We start from the raw sequence: 19,614 nt of genomic DNA, 5'->3' as shown, positions 1-19,614 counted from the left end.
GCGGCCAAAACCGCTTACTGATAGCAGAAGCCAAGTGCGAAGGCCCTTGGAATATTTCGCGGTTGACGCTCCCGTCAACCCTCCATACCGTGACGTAGTCGTCATTTTCGCGATTTGACGGCGTTATTCGAAAGCCCGAAGCACAAGCCGGGCTACCGTCCGTAGGGGGAGAACATGTTCCAGAAGAAGCTCGTCGGCGCCATGCTCGCCGCGATGGGTTGCGCCTCGGTTTCGCTATGCGCCACGCCCGTCCACATCCATGCCGGTCGCCTGGGCAACCTCGCGCCGGCCACGCTGGCCAATCGCCTGGGCCTGGGCCAGGGCAGCACCTTCACCGCCGGTGCGCATGCGAAAACAGTGCGTGGCACCGTCAAGACGCGCGAGCGGCAGACGTTTCAGGGCGTGCCGGTCTACGGGCGCAGCCTGGTGGTCGAACGCGACGCCCGCGGCAATGTACTGAGCGCCCATGGCGAGGCCGAAGCCAGCCTGGCCGGCCAGCTGCACTCGGTCCGCCCGCGCCTCAACGGCGCCCAGGCTCAGGCAGCCCTGCAGGCAAAGCTGGGCCAGCGCGGCATGGCCGCAAGCAACGTCCGGAGCGAGTTGTTCGTCTATCCGCAGGCCAAGGGCAACGCCCGGTTGGCCTACCGCACCTCCTACCTGGTCACCGTGAACGGCGGGATTTCGCGTCCGACCGCGATCGTTGACGCCAACACCGGCGAAGTGCTGCGTCATTGGGACGGCCTGACCACCGGTCGCCGCCCCCCTGGCACCGGCACACCAACCGCAGTCAGTGCGAACGGCCCGGGCGGCAACGACCTGACCGGCCTGTACCACTACGACGGTTCGGGCGCCGGCCGCGAGCTGCTCAGCGCCACCCGCATCGGCAGCACCTGTTACCTGCAGAACAATGAGGTCGCGACCTACAACGTGGCTGGCGGCCAGCGTGTAACGCTGTGGTCGTTCGGTTGCGCCGGCACCAACCCCGCCGGCTGGACCAGCATGGGCGATGATATCAACGGCGCGTATTCGGCCATCAACGATGCACACCACTTCGGTGGTGTGGTGTACGACATGTACAACAGTTGGTTCGGCGCGCCGCCGCTGAAGAACGGCGATGGCAGCCCGATGCAGCTGCACATGTGGGTGCACTACGGCGCGAACTACGAGAACGCATTCTGGGACGGCTCCGAAATGGTCTTTGGCGACGGCGACCAGTATTTCTACCCGTTCGTGGTGCTGGACATCACTGGCCATGAAATCAGCCACGGCTTCACCGAACAGCATTCGGGCCTGGAGTACGCGGGCCAGTCCGGCGGCATGAACGAGGCGTTTTCCGACATGGCCGGCGAGGCCGTGAAGTATTTCGACCGTGGCAGCAACGACTTCATGACCGGTGCTGAGATCATCAAGCCGACCACCGTACCGCTACTTGGCATGACGGCGCTGCGCGACATGTGTACGCCGAGCAACGACGGCACCTCGATCGATAACGCCACGCAGTACTACGACGGCCTCGACGTCCATTACTCCAGCGGCGTCTACAACCGTGCGTTTTGCAACCTGGCCAAAACCGCCGGGTGGAACACGCGCACGGCATTCGAGGTCTTCCACGACGCAAACGCCCTGTATTGGGGGCCAGACGAGTCTTTCGACAGTGGCGCATGCGGCGTCGAACAGGCGGCCACCGACCGCGGTTACCCACAGGCCGATGTCGCGGCCGCCTTCAGCACCGTCGGAGTCACCTGCCGCTGAGTGCTCTGGCGCGCGAGCCACACAGCTCGCGGTCGACCGGGTGGCCGGCGCGTGCGTTCGGCCATCCCTTTTTCGAATGAATGAACATCCGCCGGGCGAACAAGACGCTGGCGGACTGGGAGATGCTTGTGAACAAGATCCACAGCAAGGTTTGGAACCGGGCGTTGGGCATGATTGTGGTCGCCTCCGAGTTGGCACGCAGCCAGGGCAAGCGTGCCTCTGGTGGGCGCGCTCGCGCGCTGGTGCTGGGGGCGGCAATGACGGTCGCGGTGGCAGCAAGCCCCGCACAGGCGGCGGTATTTGCTGCAGATCCAGGTACCGATCCGGTATTGGTCGATCCGTTTGTACTGGAAGGCGGTACAGCTGGCGGCCATAGTGCTTCCGCGGGTATGTATGCCACGGCGCTGGGCCTTTATGCGAACGCAGCGGGGCACGGCTCGGTCGCCGTCGGCGAGAATGCTGGCTCCGACGGGTCATGGTCGTTAGCGATGGGTGCGCGCTCTTACACGTCCTCGTTGTATGGCCTGGCCGTTGGCACCGACAGCACGGCCACGGACGAAAGCGCCACAGCAATTGGCGGCAACTACACGGATTTCGATGGCACGGTGTATGGCACCGAAGCCAGTGCGTTCGGCGCCACCGCGCTTGGCGCCGGGGCCGGCGCCGATGGCGTGGACAGTACTGCGGTTGGCTCGCTCTCCTATGCCACTGGCCAGGGCTCGTTCGCCGGCGGCACCAACGCCGGCGCCGATGGCTACGAGAGCGTGGCGCTGGGCGCCAACGCCCAAGCTTCCGATCGCGGCTCCATCGCGATCGGCGGCGGCGATCCGGACCTGGCGTCCGGCGAGGCCACGACCGCTTCGGGCGAGGGGGCCATCGCGCTCGGCTCGCTGGCCTACGCACAAGGTACCGGCGCCATGGCCAACGGCTATCAGGCCACCGCACTGGGCGACTTCGCCCTGGCCAGCGGCAATGGCGCCTGGGCCCAGGGCACGGGCGCCTCGGCGATGGGCAGCGGCTCGCTTGCGGCCGCGGACAAGGCTACTGCCAACGGTAATAACGCCCAGGCGCTCGACAGCTCAGCCACGGCGCTTGGTTCCGATGCCTACGCGCAGGGCGCCTACAGCATTGCCATCGGCTCCCAAGCCGATCCCAATACAGGCGCGTTCGGCAGCCAGTCGGTAGCGATCGGACTGGACAGCTTTGCCGCCGGCGACTATTCAAACGCGCTGGGCGGTTTCAGCGTAGCCTCGGACTTTGCCAGTGCCTTCGGCTACGCCGCCAACGCCACCGGTTACGCCAGCGTGGCCTCGGGCGTGCAAAGCACCGCCTTGGGCGACTATTCGGTCGCGATGGGCGTCGGTTCGGTGGCCTCCAATGTAGACAGCGTCGCGGTTGGCGATGGCAGCGAATCCGATGGCTCGGCCGCCGTGGCGGTCGGCGCGGGCGCCTTTGCACCGGCGGACAACAGCGTGGCGCTGGGTGCCGGTTCGGTCGCCGACCAGGACGACACGGTGTCGGTCGGCACCGTTGGCGGCGAGCGGCGCGTCGTCAACGTGGCCGACGGAGTCGACGCGATGGACGCGGTGAACAAAGGCCAGCTCGATGCCCTGGCGGACCTCGCCGGGACGAACGGCCAGGCCATCAACGACCTTGGTTCTGAAGTGACGAACATTGATGGTCGCGTAACCAACATCGAGGGCCAGCTAGGTAGCCTCCAGTCCAACACAGCTGACCTGGGTTATCTCAGTGTCGACGGCGACTCTGTGGCAAATGCCCTGACCGGTACCAAGGCCGTCGCCCTCGGTTCAGCCGCGCAGGCGCAAGGCGACCATGGCACGGCGATTGGCGGCGACAGCTACGCCGCCGGCCCTAACGACACTGCCATCGGCGGCAAAGCGCACGTGGGAGCCGATGGCAGCACGGCGGTAGGCGCCAACACCACCATAACCGCCGACGCCACCAATGCCGTGGCGGTAGGTGAAAGCGCGAGTGTCAGTGCGAGCGGGGCAGTCGCACTGGGCCAGGGCGCGATCGCGGACCGCGCCAATACCGTCTCGGTCGGTACGGCCAGCCAGCAGCGGCAGATCACCAACGTGGCGGCCGGCAGTGCGCCCACCGACGCGGCCAACACCGGGCAGGTCGACCAGGCGCTGGGCACTGCCAAGATCTACGCCGATGCCGGTGACCGCCAGACCCTGGCTCGGGCGCAGTCCTACGCCGACCAGCGGTTGGCCAACGTGTCGCTGGACCTGTCCAGCTTCCGCCGCGAAGTCGACGACCGCTTCCGCACCGTCAACAATCGCCTGGACGCGGTCGGCGCCATGGGCACGGCGATGTCGCAGATGGCCTTCAGCACCCAGGGCATCGACAGCCCCAACCGCCTGGGCGTGGGCGTGGGCGGTTATCACAACCAGGGCGCGCTGGCGGTGGGCTATTCGCGCCAGCTGTCTTCCAAGGCCAGCCTGACCTTCGGCGCGGCGGTCAGCGGCAGCGAAACCTCCGGTGGCGTGGGCCTGGGCGTGGGCTGGTAAGCCACGGGGCAAGCCCGCGGACGGCCGGCGCACATGCAGGCGCCGGCCGTTTCACGTTGTGCTGAACTTGTGCGCGTGATGTTAGTCGGAAGTTCCACGGCATCTCCCGCCGCGCGCTCGCGCCCGGGCCGGGGGATGTGCTACCAATGGTTTTTCTCGTCGACGCGGGGGGTGTTGACGGGTTGACGTGACTGGCGGGAGACACTGCATGTCGGCAGTTCCAACGCCCGCGGCCACCTGGGCGCTCTCCGTGGACGACCGTGAAGCGGCGGTCTGCGCACTCCTGGTGTCGCGCGGCAATCTCAAGGACAGCGACCTCCATCGCGCGCGCAGGCTGCACGAGGAGGCGCCCGAGGGCACCCTGACCGCGCTGCTGGCGCGGCTCGGGCTGGTGTCCGAGCGCGACCTGGCCGAAGCCTGGTCCGAACTGCTCGGCGTACCGCTGCTGGCCGCGCGCGACGCGCCGGAAATGCCGCCGGCCGAACCCGAACTCTCCCTTCGCTTCCTCAAGCAACAGCACGTGGTGCCGGTGCGCGAGGGCGAGGACGACCTGGCGCTGGTGGTGGCCGATCCGGCCGATCCCTATCCATTGCAGGCAGTGGAACTGGCCGCCGGCCGACCGGTTGCCCTGCGCGTCGGCCTGCGCTCGGAAATCGACGACCTGATCGAGCGCTACTACGGCACCGGCCGCTCCGCGATGGGCACGATCGTCGAAAACCTCGGCGGCGAGGCCAGCGAGGAAGACGACGTCGAACACCTGCGCGACCTTGCCTCCGAGGCGCCGGTGATCCGCCTGGTCAACCTGATCCTGCAGCGCGCGGTCGAGCAGCGGGCCTCCGACGTGCACATCGAGCCGTTCGAGAACCGCCTGAAAGTGCGCTACCGCATCGACGGCGTGTTGCACGAAGTCGAGGCGCCGCCATCGTCCTCGACCGCGGCAGTGATCAGCCGCGTCAAGATCATGGCCAAGCTCAACATCGCCGAACGCCGGCTGCCGCAGGACGGGCGCATCCAGCTGCGCGTGCAGGGCAAGGAACTGGACCTTCGCGTATCCACCGTGCCGACCGCCTATGGCGAGTCGGTGGTGATGCGTATCCTGGACCGCGAATCGGTGGTGTTCGACTTCGAATCGCTGGGCTTCACGCCCGCGTTCGAAAAGCGCTTCGTCGAGGTGCTGGAGCGCCCCAACGGCATCCTGCTGGTCACCGGTCCGACCGGCTCGGGCAAGACCACCACGCTCTACACGGCGCTCTCGCGCATCAACACGCCGGACGTCAAGATCATCACGGTCGAGGACCCGGTCGAGTACCAGCTCGAGGGCATCAACCAGATCCAGGTCAAGCCGCAGATCGGGCTGGATTTCGCCAACGCGTTGCGCTCGATCATGCGCCAGGATCCGGACGTCATCATGATCGGCGAGATGCGCGACCTGGAGACCTGTCGCATCGCGATCCAGTCCGCGCTTACCGGCCATCTGGTGTTGTCCACGCTGCACACCAACTCGGCCGCCGGCGGCGTCACGCGCCTGCTGGACATGGGCGTGGAGGACTACCTGCTTGGCTCTACCGTCAACGCGATCCTGGCCCAGCGGCTGGTGCGCCGGCTGGATCCGGAAACGGCGGTTCCCTACGAGGCCTCGCCCGAGGTGATCGCCGAGTTCGAGCTGGAGAAGTACACCGACGAGCGCCCGATCCGCCTGTGGAAGCCCGGCTCCAGCGCGGCCAACCCCACCGGCTACCGCGGCCGGCGCGCGATCGTCGAATTCCTGGTGATGAGCGAGCCGCTTCGGCGGCTGGTGATGAAGCGGGCCGACGCCAGCGAGATCGAGCGCGTGGCCCGCGCCGAGGGCATGCGCACGATGTACGAGGACGGTATCGCCAAGGCGGTCGCCGGCGTCACCACCCTCGAGGAGGTGCTGCGTGTCACGCAGGAAGGCTGATGCGATCCGAACCGGCGACGCCTTTGCTCCCTCTCCCCGCCGGGGAGACGGTTGGGGTGAGAGGGCGGCGCTCGCCCGGAGCCATCGCGGAGTGGTTATTCCTTTTGTTTTGAAGGGCGCCAACCGCCCGCGCTCTGTCCATCCTTGCCCGCAAGCCTTGGCCCCTCACCCCGGCCCTCTCCCCGGAGGGGAGAGGGAGCAAAAAGTAAAGGGCCTCTGACATGGTCCAGTTCCGCTACCGCGCCATCAGCGCCGCCGGCGAGATGCTGCAGGGCCAGATCGAGGCCCCCAGCCTGCAGGAGGCGATCGGCCGCTTGCAGGACCAGGGCCACACGCCGCTGGAGGCCAAGCCTGCCGATGCCATGGGCGAAGGTTCGGCGTTCGCCGCGCTGTTCAAGCGCGGTCCCTTTACCGGCGACCAGCTGGCGCAGTTCACCCACCAGCTGGCGACCCTGCTCGGCGCCGGACAGCCGCTGGACCGGGCGCTGGGCATCCTGATGGAACTGCCCGAGGCCGAACGCGCCAAGCGCCTGGTCGAGCGCGTGCGCGACCGCGTGCGCGGCGGCACCACGCTTTCGCAGGCGCTGGAGGAAGAGCACGGCGTTTTCCCCAAGCTGTACATCTCGCTGGTGCGCGCAGGCGAGGCCGGCGGTTCGCTGGAAGAGACCCTGCGCCGCCTGGCCGAATACCTCGAGCGCGCCCAGCAGCTGCGCGGCAGCATCGTCAACGCACTGATCTATCCGGCCTTCCTGATGATCGGCGTGCTCGGCTCGCTGGTGCTGCTGCTGGCCTACGTCGTGCCGCAATTCGTGCCGATCTTCCAGGACATGCAGGTGCCGATCCCGCTGATCACGCGCGTGGTGCTGTTCATCGGCCAGGTGCTGCAATCGTGGTGGTGGCTGCTCCTGATCGTGTTGATCGTGGGTGTCGCCACGTGGCGCGCGCGCCTGCGCGACCCGGCGCTGCGCATGGCCTGGCATGCGAGGCTGCTGACCATGCGCGTGATCGGGCCGCTGCTGCTCAAGGTCGAGACCGCGCGCATTGCGCGCACGCTGGGCACGCTGCTGAAGAACGGCGTGCCGCTGCTCGCGGCGCTGGGCATCGCGCGGCAGGTCACCAGCAATACCGCGCTGGATGACGCACTCGCGCAGGCGTCCGAACAGGTCAAGGGCGGCGGCGGCCTGAGCGCCGCGCTGGCGCGCTCGCAGCGCTTCCCGCGGCTCTCGCTGCAGATGGTGCAGGTCGGCGAAGAAGCCGGGCAACTGGACACCATGCTGCTGAAAGTCGCCGATACCTTCGACCTCGAATCCAGGCGCGCGATCGACCGCCTGCTGGCCGCATTGGTGCCGGCGCTGACGATCGTGATGACCGTGCTGGTGGCGATCATCATGGCGGCGATCCTGCTGCCACTGCTGAGCCTCACGGCGAATATTCAATGATGTGGAGAGTGCAATGAAACACCAACGGACCGGCTCGATGCGCGTGCAGCGCGCCCGCGGCTTCACCCTGCTCGAAATGCTCGCCGTGATCGTGCTGATCGGCATCATCGGCGCGATCGTCGTGCGCCAGGTCGGCGGCAGCGTCGACAAGGGCAAGTACGGCGCGGGCAAGGCGCAGTTGATGACGCTCGGCCAGAAGATCGAGAACTACTCGCTGGACAACGGCTCGCCGCCCGCCGGCCTCGATGCGCTGGTCAAGAAGCCGCCGAACGCGCCGAACTGGCAGGGGCCGTACGCCAAGCCATCGGACCTGGTCGATCCGTTCGGCCATGCGTTCGGCTACAAGGCGCCGGGCGAACACGGCAGCTACGACCTGGTGTTCTATGGCCAGGATGGACAGCCCGGTGGCGACGGCTACAGCAAGGACATCGGTAGCTGGCAATGAGCCAATGGGTCGACCATCGGGACACAGGAGCCTGCTCGGCGCTCGCGCGTCGGACGCGTGTCCTTGTGCCCCATGGTGCCCGGCTCGCCACGGGTAAGCGTGGTGCGTGTTCCCGTGGCTTCACCCTGCTCGAAATGCTCGCGGTGATCCTGTTGATCGGCATCGCCGCGGCGGCGGCCGCCGTGTCGGTGACCCAGGGCCTGGCCAGCGCACGCACGCGCGCGGCCAGCGTGGAGCTGGCCGCCGCGTTGCGTGCTACCCGCGCGCAGGCCATCGTCAAGGGCAAGGAACAGACCTTCGAGCTGGATACGAAATCGGCCAGCTACCAGGCCGCCGGCGGGAAGGAGGTGGCGCTGCCCAAGGGCATGCGCCTGTCCATCACCAGCGCCCGCGAAGACCAGCCGGACAACCACACCGGCCGCATCCGCTTCTTTCCCGACGGCAGTTCCACCGGCGGCCACATCGTCCTGCAACGGGGCGAGCGCCGCTGGCAGGTCAACGTCACCTGGCTCACGGGTGCGGTGAGCGTGGTGAACTCATGATCGGGCCGGTAACCGCATGGCCGGGACCCGCCAGGACGGGCAGGCGCACCCGCGCCGGCGGCTTCACCCTCCTGGAAGTGATCGCCGCGGTGCTGCTGCTGGCGATCACCTTCGCCTCCTTGATGCGCGTGGCCGGCAGTTCGCTTGCGCTCACCGCGCGTTCGGCCGAACGCAGCGAGGCGGCGATGTGGGGCCGCAGCCTGCTCGACAGCGCGTTCGTACTGGAGCCCATCCGCGTCGGTCGCAGCAGTGGACGCTTCGACGAGCGTTACCGCTGGCAGCTCGACGTGCGGCCGGTCCAGCCGCCGGCGACCGCGCAGGCGAGCGGTCCGCAGCCGCGCGCGCCAGCCTCGCCGCTCAAGCTCTACCGGCTCGACCTGGACGTGATGTGGACCAGCGCCGGGCACGATTACACGGCGCGCTTCAGCACCCTGCGCGTCGGTGGCCCGCAGCCGCAGGGAGCAGATTCGTGACGTCGGCAATCAGGAAGCGGGCGGGATGCGCCGCCCTGGCGCTGCCCATGGGCACCCGGGCGCGCGCCGGAGCCGTCCGTGTCCGGTCCGCTGGGGTCCCCGGGTGCGTCCGCGGCTTCACCCTGCTCGAAACGCTCGCCGCACTGGCTTTGCTCGCGCTGCTGCTGGTCGGCGTGTACTCGGGCATCCGCACCGCGTCGCACAGCGTGCGCTCGGGCACGGCCGCCGTGGAGCGGCTCGATGCGGTGCGTTCGGCGCAGCAGTTCCTGCGCAACGAACTGGCGCAGGCGATGACCCAGCAGCTGGGCAAGAACCCGGACAACGACGAGGCGATCTTCTTCCGCGGCGAGCCGGGCTCGATGAGCTTCGTCGCACCCTTGCCCGGCTATCTCGGCAAGCTCGGACCGCAGGTGCAGACTCTCGAGCTGGTGGCCAACGGCAAGGGCGGGCAGCGGCTGCAGGTCCGCTTCGCGTTGCTGCCGCCCAGCGGCGAGCCGCTCAAGCCCGGTCCGCCGCAGGTGCTGCTGGAGGACGTGCGCGAAGCGAGTTTTCACTACCGTGGGCTGGACGCGCGGGGCCGCGTCGGGGCGTGGCGCGACGACTGGCGCCAGGGCGACCAGCTGCCGCAGCTGGTGCGCATCGACCTCAAGCTGCCCGGCGCCGGCTACTGGCCGCAGCTGACCGTGCCGCTGCGCGTGGATGCCTCGGCCAACCAGCGCCAGTTCGCGATGCTCGACGCAACCGGCCCAAGCGTCGCCTGGAGGCAGCCGTGAACACGCGTCGGGGCCAACGCGGCGTCGCCTTGCTTCTGGTGCTGTGGGCCTGCACGCTGCTGGCGATCATGCTCGGCGGCTACGCGATGACCGCGCGCACCGAAGGCCTGCAGGCGCGTTTCCAGTTCGCCCAGGCGCAGGCGCACTACGCGGCGGAGGCAGGCCTCTCCCGCGCGGTCTACGGTCTGCAGGACCCGCGCCTGGCCGAGCGCTGGCTGGCCGACGGCCGGCCATACACGTTCCGTTTCGATGGCGCGACGGTCAGCGTCAGCGCGGTCGACGAAGGCGGCAAGGTGGACTTGAACAGCGCCTCGCCGATCGTGCTCCAGGGTCTGTTCCGCGCTGCCGGCCTGCGTCCGGACGAGGCGCAGAAGATGGCCGCGGCGGTGGTCGACTGGCGCGAGTTCAACGCCGGTCGCAAGGTGGGGCTGGAGGTGTACGCAGCCAACGGTTACCAGCCGCGCCACGCGCCCTTCCTGAGCATCGAGGAACTGCAACAGGTGGCCGGCATGACGCCCGCGCTTTACCGCACGATCGCCGGCGCGATCACCATCTGGTCCGGCCGCGAAAGTCCCGATCCGAACACTGCCCAGCCGCTGGCGCTGGGGGCGATCCCGGGTATGACGCCCGAACGGGTCGCGCAGGTGCTGGCGGCGCGCAAGAACACGCGGCCGGGCGTGGCCGGCCTGTTCGCGGGCAATGGAGTAACGCATAGTATCCGCTCGGAGGCCACGATGGCCGACGGCACGCGCGCCGTGCTGCATGCCACCGTACGCCTGCAGGGCGTTCGTCCGGGGGCGCAGCCCTACGCGGTGCTGCACTGGCGGGAGGGTGACCGCGAATGACCAACGCAACACAATCGCTGCGGCCGCAGCTGGACCGCGCGCGCCGTGCCTGGCGCGCCTCGCCGCTGCCGCGCTTCTTCGCCTGGTGGTTCGGCGAGCTCGGCGCGCTGCTGCCGGCCGCGTGGGGCAGGCTGTTCGGCGGCGGCGCCCAGTGGTACCTGCTGCAACGCACCGACGGACGCTGGGAGCTGCGTCGGACAGGCGAGTCGGAAGTGCGTGCGCAATGGCCGCGCGGGACCGAGGCGGCGATCGAACAGGCCGCGCTGTCGGCGGCGGTGCGCGAGGTCGACCGCGAGGATTTGCGCCTGGCGCTGCTGCTGCCGGCGGAGGCGGCGCTGCGCAGGCGGCTGCTGCTCCCTCGCGCGGCGGGGGACAACCTGCAGCAGGTCGGTGCCTTCGAGATGGACCGTCAGACGCCTTTCCGCGTCGAGCAGGTCTACTACGCCGTGCTCGAGCTGGACACGCCGGCGCCGGCCGGGCGTTTCTTCGCCGAATTGGTGGCGGTGCCGCGCGACACGCTCGACCCGCTGCTGGCCGAGCTCGAAGGCGCCGGCATCCGCGTCGATGCCGTCGACGTGGCCGAGGGCACCGGCCGGCTCGGCGTGAACCTGCTGCCGCCGACGCGCGTGCCCTACCGCACCAACCCGCGCCAGCGCCTCAACCTCGCGCTCGCCGGGGCCGTCGTGCTGCTGCTGGTGCTGGCGCTGGCGCAGTGGCTCGACAATCGGGAGCAGGCGCTCGCCACCATGCAGATGCAGGTGCAGGACATGCAGGCCGAGGCGCAGCAGGTCGCCGCGCTGCGCCAGGAGCTGCAGGACAACGCCGGCGCGGCCAGCTTCCTGGTGCGCCGCAAGCAGAACCGCGTGACCATGCTCGACCTGCTGCTCGACCTCACCCGCCGGATGCCGCAGAACGCATGGCTGGAACGCCTGAGCGTCGATCCGAGCGGGCAAGTGGGCTTCCAGGGCCAGGCCCCGCAGGCGGCGGCGCTGATCGACGCGCTGAAGGATTCGAAGATCGTCCGTGACCCCAACTTCCAGGGCAGCATCCAGCCCGATCCGGCCAGCGGCAAGGAACGCTTCTACATGGTCGCGCAGCTGCGCCAGGCCGGCGCGCCGGCGGCGCCGGCCAGCGCCGGCTCGGAGGCGCAGCCATGAGGCAGCTGGAACTGAAGCCGCGCGACAGCCGCATCGCCGCGGTGCTGCTGCTGGTGCTGGCGCTGGTGCTGATCTACTTCCTGCTGATCCACTGGTGGTTCGTGGCGCCGCTGCGCGCGGTCGACGCGCAGATGGCGGACCTGCGCGACACCCAGAGCCGCTATGCCGCCGCGATCGCCGAGAAGCCGGCGCTTCAGAAGCGCATCGCCGAACTGGGTGCCGGCCAAGCCGCCAGCGCCGCGTTCCTGCCCGAGAGCGATCCCAACGCCGCCTCGGCCGGGCTGATGCAGCGCGTGGTCGACGCGGTCGGCGCGCACACCGCCGGCGGCGCCTGCGAAGTCACCCAGAAAATGCCGCTGCCCAATCCGCCGGACGACGACAACAGCCCCTACCGCAAGGCGGCCGTGAGCATCAGCCTGCGCTGCGACATGGAGCCGCTGGTGGCGGTGCTCAACGCGCTGGAGCAGGGCACGCCCTACCTGTTCGTCGATGACCTGAGCATCTACCGCAACCCGGTCGCCGCGCAGCAGGGCAACCAACCGGTGCTGGAAGTGCAGTTCACCCTGTCCGGCTACGTGCGTCCCTCGCACGGAGCGGTCGCCGCCGCGCCCGTGCCCGCCGAAAGCACGGTGGACACCGGCGACGGGGAGGAGCCATGAACGCCGCCGCGCAACGCCGCCTGACCGTGCCGCTGGCCGCCGCCACGCTGGTGCTGGGCGTGGTGTTCCTGGCGCTGCTGGCCGGCATCGGCCGGGGCGTGCACTGGGCGCCGCCGCGCGCCCCGACTCCGCTGCCGGCCCAGCATGCCGCCACGCTGCCGCCGCCGGTGCCGCTGGATCACTACGCGCCGGTCTGGCAGCAGCCGTTGTTCAATCCCGACCGCAAGCCGGTGGCGCACGCCGCCAGCGGCGGCAGCCAACTCGGCGACATGCAACTGACGGGCATCATCCTCACGCCGACCCTGCGCATGGCCCTGCTGCACAACAAGCGCCAGGCCGACAAGAACCAGGAATTGCGGGTGAAGGAGGGCGCCAGCCTGCCCGACGGCAGCTGGACCCTGGTCGAGGTGAAGCCGCGCTCGGCGTTGTTCGATTCGTCCAGTGGCCGGGTCGAGCTGCAACTGCCGGCCGGCGTGCCGATCGACCAGGTGCGGGGCAACCCGGCCGGGGCCTCGTCGGTGCCCGAGCTGCCGGATGAGGTGATCGACCGCTCGCACCGCCTGCAGCCACCCGACGAGGACGACCAGAACGGCAACCCGTCGGACGAGCCGGGGCCCGGTCCTGGCCCTGGCATCCCGCAGAATCGCGGGAGCGACAATGACGCCAACGCCCCGCCCGGTGGCGGCGCGGCCATCTCGGGCATGCGCGGCGGCGCGCCGGCCCGCATGGACATGACAAACGAGGATCGCCAGGCCGAGCGCCTGCGCCAGCTCAAGGCCGCCATCCAGAAACGCCGCGCCGAACAGGCTGCCGCGAAGGCTCACGAAGGAGATCGCTGAACCATGTTCCCCCACGCCCTGCACCGAATGTCCCGGATCGGCGCCGTTGCGCTGACGGTCTGGCTGGTCGGCTGCTCCAGCATGCCGCAGCCGCGCGACGACTACGCGCTGCAGCGCGAAGCCATCGCCGGTACCGACAAGCCCGCGCCCGCGCCGCTGCCGCTGAACAACAACGTCGGCCCGGCCAGCGAAACCAGTCCGCAGCCGCAGATCAACAGCGGCACCGGCGAGTTCATCCGCCCGCAGGCGCTGTCCACGCCCCGGCCGCCCGCGCATGGCGAGGGCGCGGTGACCTTCAACTTCGAGAACCAGCCGGTGCAGGCGGTGGTCAAGGCCATCCTCGGCGACTTCCTGAAGAAGAACTACACCATCGTGCCGGGCGTGCAGGGCAACATCTCCTTCTCCACCTCCGAACCGATCGACGCCAGCCAGGCGCTGCCCGTGCTGGAGACGCTCCTGTCCTGGACCGGCAACGCGCTGGTGCGCCAGGGCAACAGCTACGTCGTGATGCCTTCGAAGAACGCGATCGCCGGCAGTGTCTCGCCCAGCCTCGGCGCGGTGGCGCCGCAGGGCGGGATGCAGGCGCGCCTGTTCCCGCTGCACTACATCTCCGCGGCGCAGATGCAGAAGCTGATCAAGCCATTCGCCCGGCCCGATTCGATCCTGCTCGCCGATCCGTCGCGCAACGTGCTGGTGCTCGCCGGCTCGCCGCAGGAACTGGACAACTACGCGCGCACCATCCGTACCTTCGACGTCGACTGGCTCAAGGGCATGTCGGTGGGCGTGTTCAGCCTGCAACGGGCGAACGTGTCCGAGTTGATGCCCAAGCTCGACGCGATCTTCGGCAAGCAGGGCGACAGCCCGCTGGCCGGCATGCTGCGTTTCATCCCGATCGAGCGCACCAACGCGCTGGTGGTGATCAGCACGCAGCCGGACTATCTGCAGGAAGTGGGCGACTGGATCGCGCGCATCGATCGTGGCGGCGGCAACGAGCCGCAGCTGTACGTCTACGACGTGCGCAACATCAAGGCCTCGGACCTGGCCAAGTACCTGGCGCAGATCTACACCAACGCCTCGGCCAGCGGCGGCAGCGGAGGCGAGGTCGGCCCCGGGCTCAACTCCGGAACCCTGGGCAACGCCGACAACGCCAATGGCACCGGCATGGGCAGCACCGCCGGCAGCTTCGGCAACAGCGGCGGGATCGCCGGTGGCTCGGGCAGCTTCAAGGGCGGCAACGACACCGGCATGGGCAACAGTGGCGGCTTGTCGGGCATCAACGGCAACGACAACGGCGGCATGTCCGGCCAGGGCAACGGCTTCGGCGGCAGCGGCGGCCTGGCCAACGCCAGCAGCTCGGCCAACGACCAGCAGTACAGCTCCTCCGACGGTTCGATCAGGATTTCCTCGGTCGATGCCAACAACCAGTTGCTGGTGCGTGCGCGTCCGTCCCAGTGGGCGGAGATCGAGGGCGCGATCCAGCGCCTGGACACGGTGCCGCTGCAGGTGCAGATCGAAACGCGCATCCTCGAGGTGCAGCTCACCGGCGCCTTCCAGTTCGGCGTGCAGTGGTACCTGGAAGGCCTGGTCGGCGGCACGGCCAACAGCAGTGGCGGAGTCACCCCCGGCCAGCCGGGCAACCAGCAGCAGTGGGCGCTGGGTAAGGGCGGCATGACCTACAACCCGACCGGCGACTCGTTCTTCTACTCCTTCCTCAACAACAACCTGCAGGTCGCGCTGCACGCGCAGGAGACCAACGGCAACGTCAAGACGCTCTCGGCGCCGTCGCTGGTGGTGATGAACAACCAGGTCGCGCACATCCAGGCGGGTGACCAGATCCCGGTCAACCAGACCTTCTTCACCACCGGCCTGGGCACCACGACCAACGACAGTCCGACCACCATCGGCCAGGTGCAGTACATCAGCACGGGCGTGATCATGGACGTGCAGCCGCGCATCAATCCCGGCGGCCTGGTCTACCTCAATATCAAGCAGCAGGTGAGCGTGCCGGGCACCAAGGACTCCAACGGCAACTACACCATCCAGCAGCGCGAGATCGCCACCCAGGTCGGCGTGCAGAGCGGGCAGACCGTGCTGCTGGGCGGCCTGATCCGCCAGGACGAGGGCGACACCGACACCGGCATCCCGGGCCTGAACCGGGTCCCGCTGATCGGCCGCCTGTTCGGCAGCACCGACCGCCACCGCAACCGCTCCGAGCTGATCGTGCTGATCACGCCGCGGGTAATCGGGTCCAGCGACGACGCCAAGCGCATCACCGACGAGTACCAGGCCAAGTTCGAGTCGCTCGCTCCGCTGCGCGCCGAGCGCGCGAAGGAACCGCCGCCGCCGGCCGCCTCGCCGACCGACGTGCCGCTGCCGACGCCGCCGGCCTCGCCCGAGCAGCTCCACCAGCAGGCCGAAGCGGCGCTCAAGCAGAGCGACTACGACGCCGCGCAACGGCTGGCCCTGGAGTCGTGGCGCAATGGCTCGCAGCACGGTGAACTGTGCGCGCGCAACTGGCAGCTCATCGCCAGCGTGCGCACGCACCTGGGCGATACCGAGGGCGTGGACACGGCGCGCAAATGGGTGGCGCAGTGCATGGCGGGTGGGAAGTAAATCCTGCCGGGGCGACTCCCATCCGCCCGCCGGCACCCTCTTGCGTAGACGGGGGAGGGCTCGATAGGCGGTTTCGTACCTGTTCCTTCCCCCGTGTCACGGGGGAGGTGCCCGGGGGTTGCCAGGCCGAGGCCTTATCATTCGCGGGAATGACGCAAGCCGACTTCCCCATCACCCCGCTCATCCCGGAACTGCGCGCCTCGCTCCACGCCCACCCGCGCCTGGTCCTCGAAGCGCCGCCCGGCGCCGGCAAGACCACCCAGGTACCGCCGGCGCTGCTCGAGGCGCCGTGGCTGCAAGGCCGGCGCATCGTGATGCTCGAACCACGGCGGATCGCCGCGCGCGCCGCCGCGCAGTTCATGGCGGCGCAGCGGGATGAGGAGGTCGGCCGGACCGTCGGCTACCGCATCCGCTTCGAATCCCGGGTCAGTGCCGCCACCCGCGTCGAGGTGGTCACCGAAGGCATCCTCACGCGGCTGATCCAGGACGATCCGGAGTTGTCCGGCATCGGCGCGATCCTGTTCGACGAGTTCCACGAACGCCACCTGGCCGGTGACCTCGGCCTCGCCCTGGCGCTGGACGTACAGGCGACCCTGCGCCCCGACCTGCGGCTGCTGGTGATGTCCGCCACGCTCGACGGCGAGCGCATTGCGCGCTGGCTGGACGCACCGCGTCTGTCCAGCCCGGGGCGCAGCTTTCCCGTGCGCGTCGAGCATCCGCCCGCGCGCGCGCAGGAGACGCCCGAGCACCACTTGGCCCGCGTCGCGCGCCAGGCGCTGGAAGACAATCCCGGCGACGTGCTGGTGTTCCTGCCCGGACGCCGCGAGATCGCTCGCGCCCATGCGCTGCTCGAAAACACGCTGCCCTCTCCACTCGCAAAAGGAGAGCAACTCGAGATCCTCGCCCTGCACGGGGAACTCTCGCTGGCCGAACAGCAGGCCGCGCTGGCGCCGGCCGAGCCGGGCACGCGGCGGATGATCCTCGCCACCAACGTGGCCGAATCGAGCGTGACGCTGCCCGGCATCCGCGCGGTGATCGATGCCGGCCTGGCGCGCGAGCCGCGCTTCGACCCCAACTCCGGTTTTTCCCGGCTGGAAACGGTCGCGATCTCGCAGGCCTCGGCCGACCAGCGCGCCGGTCGCGCCGGTCGCGTCGCCGAGGGCACGGCCTATCGCCTGTGGCCACAGAGCCGGCGGCTGGAAGCGGCGCGCACGCCGGAGATCGACCAGGCCGAGTTGTCGGGCCTGGCGCTCGAGCTGGCCGCCTGGGGTGTCAGCGCCGGCAGCGACGACACGTTGCGCTGGCTGGATCCGCCGCCATCGGGCGCGCTCGCGCAGGCGCGCGAACTGCTGGCCGCGTTGGGCGCGCTCGGCGCGGATGGCCGCATCACGCCGCTGGGCCGGCGCATGCTCGAACTCGGCGCCACCCCGCGACTGGCTGCCATGGCCCTGCGTGCGCCGGCGGAACTGCACCCGCTGGCCGCCGACCTGCTGGCACTGGTCGAGGCACGTTCGCCGCTGCGCGGCGACCAGGCGCGCAGCGACGACTTCCGTCTGCGCATCGACGCGCTGCATGCCTGGCGCGACCGCCGGGGAGCCACCCCCGGCGCGTCGAAGGGGATCGGTGCGCGCGGGGGTTTCGACAGCGGCGCCATGGCCGCCATCGAGCAGGCGTCCAAGGGCTGGCGCAGACGTCTGGACGTCCGCACGGCGGCCAGCGGCGTACCCGACAGCCATGCCGTCGGCGACCTCCTGCTGCATGCCTGGCCCGACCGCATCGCCCGCCAGGACGAAGCCAATCCGCGCCGCTACACGCTGGCCAATGGCCGCGGCGCCAGCCTGTACGACGGCAGCGCGCTGCTCGGCGAACCCTGGCTGGTCGTGCTCGACCTGCGTCTGGAGGCGCGTGACAGCCTGGTGCTCGCCGCGGCGCCGTTCGACCCGCGCCGCCTCGATGAGGATTTCCCGCAGCACTTCCGGCGCGAGCGCACGTTGCGCTGGAACGACAGCCGGGGTGCGGTGGAGGCGTTCGAGGAACAGCGCTTCGGCGCCATCGTGCTGGAACGGCGCAGCGTGCCGGTACGGCCGGAGGACGCATTGCCTGCGCTGCTCGCGGCGGTACGCAGTCGCGGCATCGATGCGCTGCCCTGGAGCGAGACCGCCCGACGCCTGCGCGCGCGCATGCAGGCGCTGGCCGGCTGGATGCCCGAGCTGGGCCTGCCCGACGTGTCCGACGCGACGCTGCTGGCTTCGCTGGAGGACTGGCTCGGGCCGTACCTGCAAGGCAAGCGCAAGCTCGACGCGCTCGGCACCGACGAGCTCTCCCAGGCGCTGGCCGCACTGTTCGACTACGAGCAGCGCCGCCAGCTCGACCAGCACGCCCCGGAGAGCCTCACGGTCCCCAGCGGCCAGGTGCGCAAGCTCGAATACGCACCCGGCGAGCCCCCGGTGCTGGCGGTGAAATTGCAGGAATTGTTCGGCCTGGCCGATACCCCGCGCGTGGCCGGTGGGCGCGTGCCGGTAACCCTGCACCTGCTCTCGCCCGCCGGCCGGCCGATCCAGGTCACGCAGGACCTCAAGGGCTTCTGGGAGCGCACGTACCCGGAAGTAAAGAAGGAACTCAAAGGCCGCTACCCGCGCCACCCCTGGCCGGACGATCCCTGGTCCGCCACCCCGACGCATCGGGCGAAGCCGCGCGGGACGTGAACGGAAAGATCCCGGCAAGCTCGCCCCATCCCCCGTTGGCAGCATTCCTCGAGTCCGCCAGGGAGGGACCCGCAAGTGGCGCTCTATCCCATGGCCTGTCCAGGGAAGCTGCGTCAGGACGGATAGGCACTCTTGCGGAGGGCTACACGCTTCGCCGTGCATCGAAAGGTCCCGGGCAACAGCGGTACTAGACTCGCCGCATGCCCGCCATCCCGCCCACCCCACGCCAGCTTTCCGAAATCGGCGCCCTGCTCGCCGAACCGGCGCGCGCCTCGATGCTTCTTGCCCTGGCCGACGGCACCGCCCGCCCGGCCGGCGAGCTGGCGAGAGCGGCGGGCGTCGGCGCACCGACGGCCAGCGCGCACCTCAAGCGCCTGCTCGAAGGCGGCCTGCTTGCCGTGCAGGTACAGGGACGCCATCGCTATTACCGTCTCGCCGGTGACGAAGTGGCCGGCTGGCTCGAAGCGCTGGCCCTGCCGCGCCAGTCGATGGCGTCGCCGGGCGGGGATACCGCGCTGCGGCGCGCGCGCAGCTGCTATCGCCATCTCGCCGGCCAGCTCGGGGTGGCGCTCTGCGCCGAGTTGCTCGGGCGCGGCCATCTGACGACCACCAGCGAAGGCCTCTCTCTGGTCCCTGCCGGGGCCGCGGCGCTGGCCGAGGCGGGACTCGACCCTGAGGCCGTGGCGCGCTTGCCGGGACTGCGCGGCCGTGCTTGCCTGGACTGGACCGAACGGCGCCTGCACGTGGGCGGGCCGTTGGGCGTGGCGCTCACCGGCGCCATGCTGGAGGCGGGTTGGCTACGCCACGCGTCGCACGGGCGGGCGCTGCTGCCCAGCGTCGAAGGGCTGCGGCGGTTCGCTCTTCTCGGCGTGCGGTTGCCTGGCTGACCGGGTCCGGCG

The 19,614-nt window shown here is 69.6% G+C and carries 15 protein-coding genes and 1 pseudogene; all 16 read left to right on the top strand.

What is annotated here, in order from left to right; genetic code table 11:
- Positions 1 to 174 precede the first annotated feature (174 nt).
- The 16 genes and pseudogenes from ACFWZ1_RS16345 to ACFWZ1_RS16270 all read left to right on the top strand — a co-directional run bounded on the left by ACFWZ1_RS16345 (position 175) and on the right by ACFWZ1_RS16270 (position 19,602).
- Positions 175 to 1,752: a M4 family metallopeptidase gene (locus ACFWZ1_RS16345; protein WP_439667213.1), complete on the top strand. Its 1,578-nt coding sequence runs from the start codon at positions 175 to 177 to the stop codon at positions 1,750 to 1,752.
- Positions 1,753 to 1,832: 80 nt separating this feature from the next.
- A pseudogene (locus tag ACFWZ1_RS16340) lies at positions 1,833 to 2,204 on the top strand (ESPR domain-containing protein); the annotation flags it as partial.
- Between the two features lie 36 nt (positions 2,205 to 2,240).
- Positions 2,241 to 4,286: a YadA family autotransporter adhesin gene (locus tag ACFWZ1_RS16335; protein ID WP_439667297.1), complete on the top strand. Its 2,046-nt coding sequence runs from the start codon at positions 2,241 to 2,243 to the stop codon at positions 4,284 to 4,286.
- Positions 4,287 to 4,494: 208 nt separating this feature from the next.
- Complete coding sequence (gene gspE / locus ACFWZ1_RS16330) at positions 4,495 to 6,225, top strand: type II secretion system ATPase GspE (protein ID WP_231322072.1); 1,731 nt, start codon at positions 4,495 to 4,497, stop codon at positions 6,223 to 6,225.
- 221 nt (positions 6,226 to 6,446) lie between these two features.
- Positions 6,447 to 7,664 carry a type II secretion system inner membrane protein GspF gene (gspF, locus tag ACFWZ1_RS16325; protein WP_439667212.1) on the top strand — a complete coding sequence of 406 codons (1,218 nt, stop codon included), beginning with the start codon at positions 6,447 to 6,449 and terminating at the stop codon, positions 7,662 to 7,664.
- A 37-nt stretch (positions 7,665 to 7,701) separates the two neighbouring features.
- On the top strand, positions 7,702 to 8,109 hold the full coding sequence (gene gspG / locus ACFWZ1_RS16320) for a type II secretion system major pseudopilin GspG (RefSeq protein ID WP_439667296.1): 408 nt from the start codon (positions 7,702 to 7,704) through the stop codon (positions 8,107 to 8,109).
- A 65-nt stretch (positions 8,110 to 8,174) separates the two neighbouring features.
- Positions 8,175 to 8,651: a pilus assembly FimT family protein gene (locus tag ACFWZ1_RS16315; RefSeq protein WP_439667211.1), complete on the top strand. Its 477-nt coding sequence runs from the start codon at positions 8,175 to 8,177 to the stop codon at positions 8,649 to 8,651.
- Positions 8,648 to 9,124, top strand: coding sequence for a type IV pilus modification PilV family protein (locus ACFWZ1_RS16310; protein ID WP_439667210.1), 477 nt, complete (start codon positions 8,648 to 8,650; stop codon positions 9,122 to 9,124). Before ACFWZ1_RS16315 ends, ACFWZ1_RS16310 begins: the two co-directional genes overlap by 4 nt.
- 47 nt (positions 9,125 to 9,171) lie before the next feature.
- The gene (locus ACFWZ1_RS16305; RefSeq protein ID WP_439667209.1) at positions 9,172 to 9,897 is read left to right on the top strand and encodes a type II secretion system protein GspJ; all 726 of its coding nucleotides are present in this window, start codon (positions 9,172 to 9,174) and stop codon (positions 9,895 to 9,897) included.
- Positions 9,894 to 10,742 (top strand): general secretion pathway protein GspK, encoded by an 849-nt coding sequence (locus ACFWZ1_RS16300; protein WP_439667208.1) that lies wholly within the window; start codon positions 9,894 to 9,896, stop codon positions 10,740 to 10,742. The genes ACFWZ1_RS16305 and ACFWZ1_RS16300 overlap by 4 nt, the downstream gene beginning before the upstream one ends.
- On the top strand, positions 10,739 to 11,899 hold the full coding sequence (locus ACFWZ1_RS16295) for a PilN domain-containing protein (RefSeq protein ID WP_231322062.1): 1,161 nt from the start codon (positions 10,739 to 10,741) through the stop codon (positions 11,897 to 11,899). The genes ACFWZ1_RS16300 and ACFWZ1_RS16295 overlap by 4 nt, the downstream gene beginning before the upstream one ends.
- Positions 11,896 to 12,558: a type II secretion system protein GspM gene (gspM, locus tag ACFWZ1_RS16290; protein ID WP_231322060.1), complete on the top strand. Its 663-nt coding sequence runs from the start codon at positions 11,896 to 11,898 to the stop codon at positions 12,556 to 12,558. The genes ACFWZ1_RS16295 and gspM overlap by 4 nt, the downstream gene beginning before the upstream one ends.
- Complete coding sequence (locus tag ACFWZ1_RS16285) at positions 12,555 to 13,397, top strand: hypothetical protein (protein WP_439667207.1); 843 nt, start codon at positions 12,555 to 12,557, stop codon at positions 13,395 to 13,397. The genes gspM and ACFWZ1_RS16285 overlap by 4 nt, the downstream gene beginning before the upstream one ends.
- Before the next feature lie 3 nt (positions 13,398 to 13,400).
- Entirely contained in the window at positions 13,401 to 16,010 is a 2,610-nt protein-coding gene (gene gspD / locus ACFWZ1_RS16280; protein ID WP_439667206.1) for a type II secretion system secretin GspD, read from the top strand.
- Positions 16,011 to 16,159: 149 nt separating this feature from the next.
- The gene (gene hrpB, locus ACFWZ1_RS16275; RefSeq protein ID WP_439667205.1) at positions 16,160 to 18,715 is read left to right on the top strand and encodes an ATP-dependent helicase HrpB; all 2,556 of its coding nucleotides are present in this window, start codon (positions 16,160 to 16,162) and stop codon (positions 18,713 to 18,715) included.
- Between the two features lie 200 nt (positions 18,716 to 18,915).
- A complete protein-coding gene (locus ACFWZ1_RS16270) occupies positions 18,916 to 19,602 on the top strand; it encodes an ArsR/SmtB family transcription factor (protein WP_439667204.1) in 687 nt (228 codons plus the stop codon).
- Positions 19,603 to 19,614 lie beyond the last annotated feature (12 nt).

This window comes from Frateuria sp. GZRe14 (assembly GCF_051900395.1).
GTDB lineage: Bacteria > Pseudomonadota > Gammaproteobacteria > Xanthomonadales > Rhodanobacteraceae > Frateuria_A > Frateuria_A edaphi.
This window is presented reverse-complemented; position numbering and strand designations above follow the sequence as displayed.

Coding starts and splice junctions, on each gene's coding strand:
- ACFWZ1_RS16345 (WP_439667213.1), top strand. CDS start 175: ATGTTCCAGAAGAAGCTCGTCGGCGCCATGCTCGCCGCGATGGGTTGC.
- ACFWZ1_RS16335 (WP_439667297.1), top strand. CDS start 2,241: ATGGGTGCGCGCTCTTACACGTCCTCGTTGTATGGCCTGGCCGTTGGC.
- gspE (WP_231322072.1), top strand. CDS start 4,495: ATGTCGGCAGTTCCAACGCCCGCGGCCACCTGGGCGCTCTCCGTGGAC.
- gspF (WP_439667212.1), top strand. CDS start 6,447: ATGGTCCAGTTCCGCTACCGCGCCATCAGCGCCGCCGGCGAGATGCTG.
- gspG (WP_439667296.1), top strand. CDS start 7,702: ATGCGCGTGCAGCGCGCCCGCGGCTTCACCCTGCTCGAAATGCTCGCC.
- ACFWZ1_RS16310 (WP_439667210.1), top strand. CDS start 8,648: ATGATCGGGCCGGTAACCGCATGGCCGGGACCCGCCAGGACGGGCAGG.
- ACFWZ1_RS16305 (WP_439667209.1), top strand. CDS start 9,172: ATGGGCACCCGGGCGCGCGCCGGAGCCGTCCGTGTCCGGTCCGCTGGG.
- ACFWZ1_RS16295 (WP_231322062.1), top strand. CDS start 10,739: ATGACCAACGCAACACAATCGCTGCGGCCGCAGCTGGACCGCGCGCGC.
- gspM (WP_231322060.1), top strand. CDS start 11,896: ATGAGGCAGCTGGAACTGAAGCCGCGCGACAGCCGCATCGCCGCGGTG.
- ACFWZ1_RS16285 (WP_439667207.1), top strand. CDS start 12,555: ATGAACGCCGCCGCGCAACGCCGCCTGACCGTGCCGCTGGCCGCCGCC.
- gspD (WP_439667206.1), top strand. CDS start 13,401: ATGTTCCCCCACGCCCTGCACCGAATGTCCCGGATCGGCGCCGTTGCG.
- hrpB (WP_439667205.1), top strand. CDS start 16,160: ATGACGCAAGCCGACTTCCCCATCACCCCGCTCATCCCGGAACTGCGC.
- ACFWZ1_RS16270 (WP_439667204.1), top strand. CDS start 18,916: ATGCCCGCCATCCCGCCCACCCCACGCCAGCTTTCCGAAATCGGCGCC.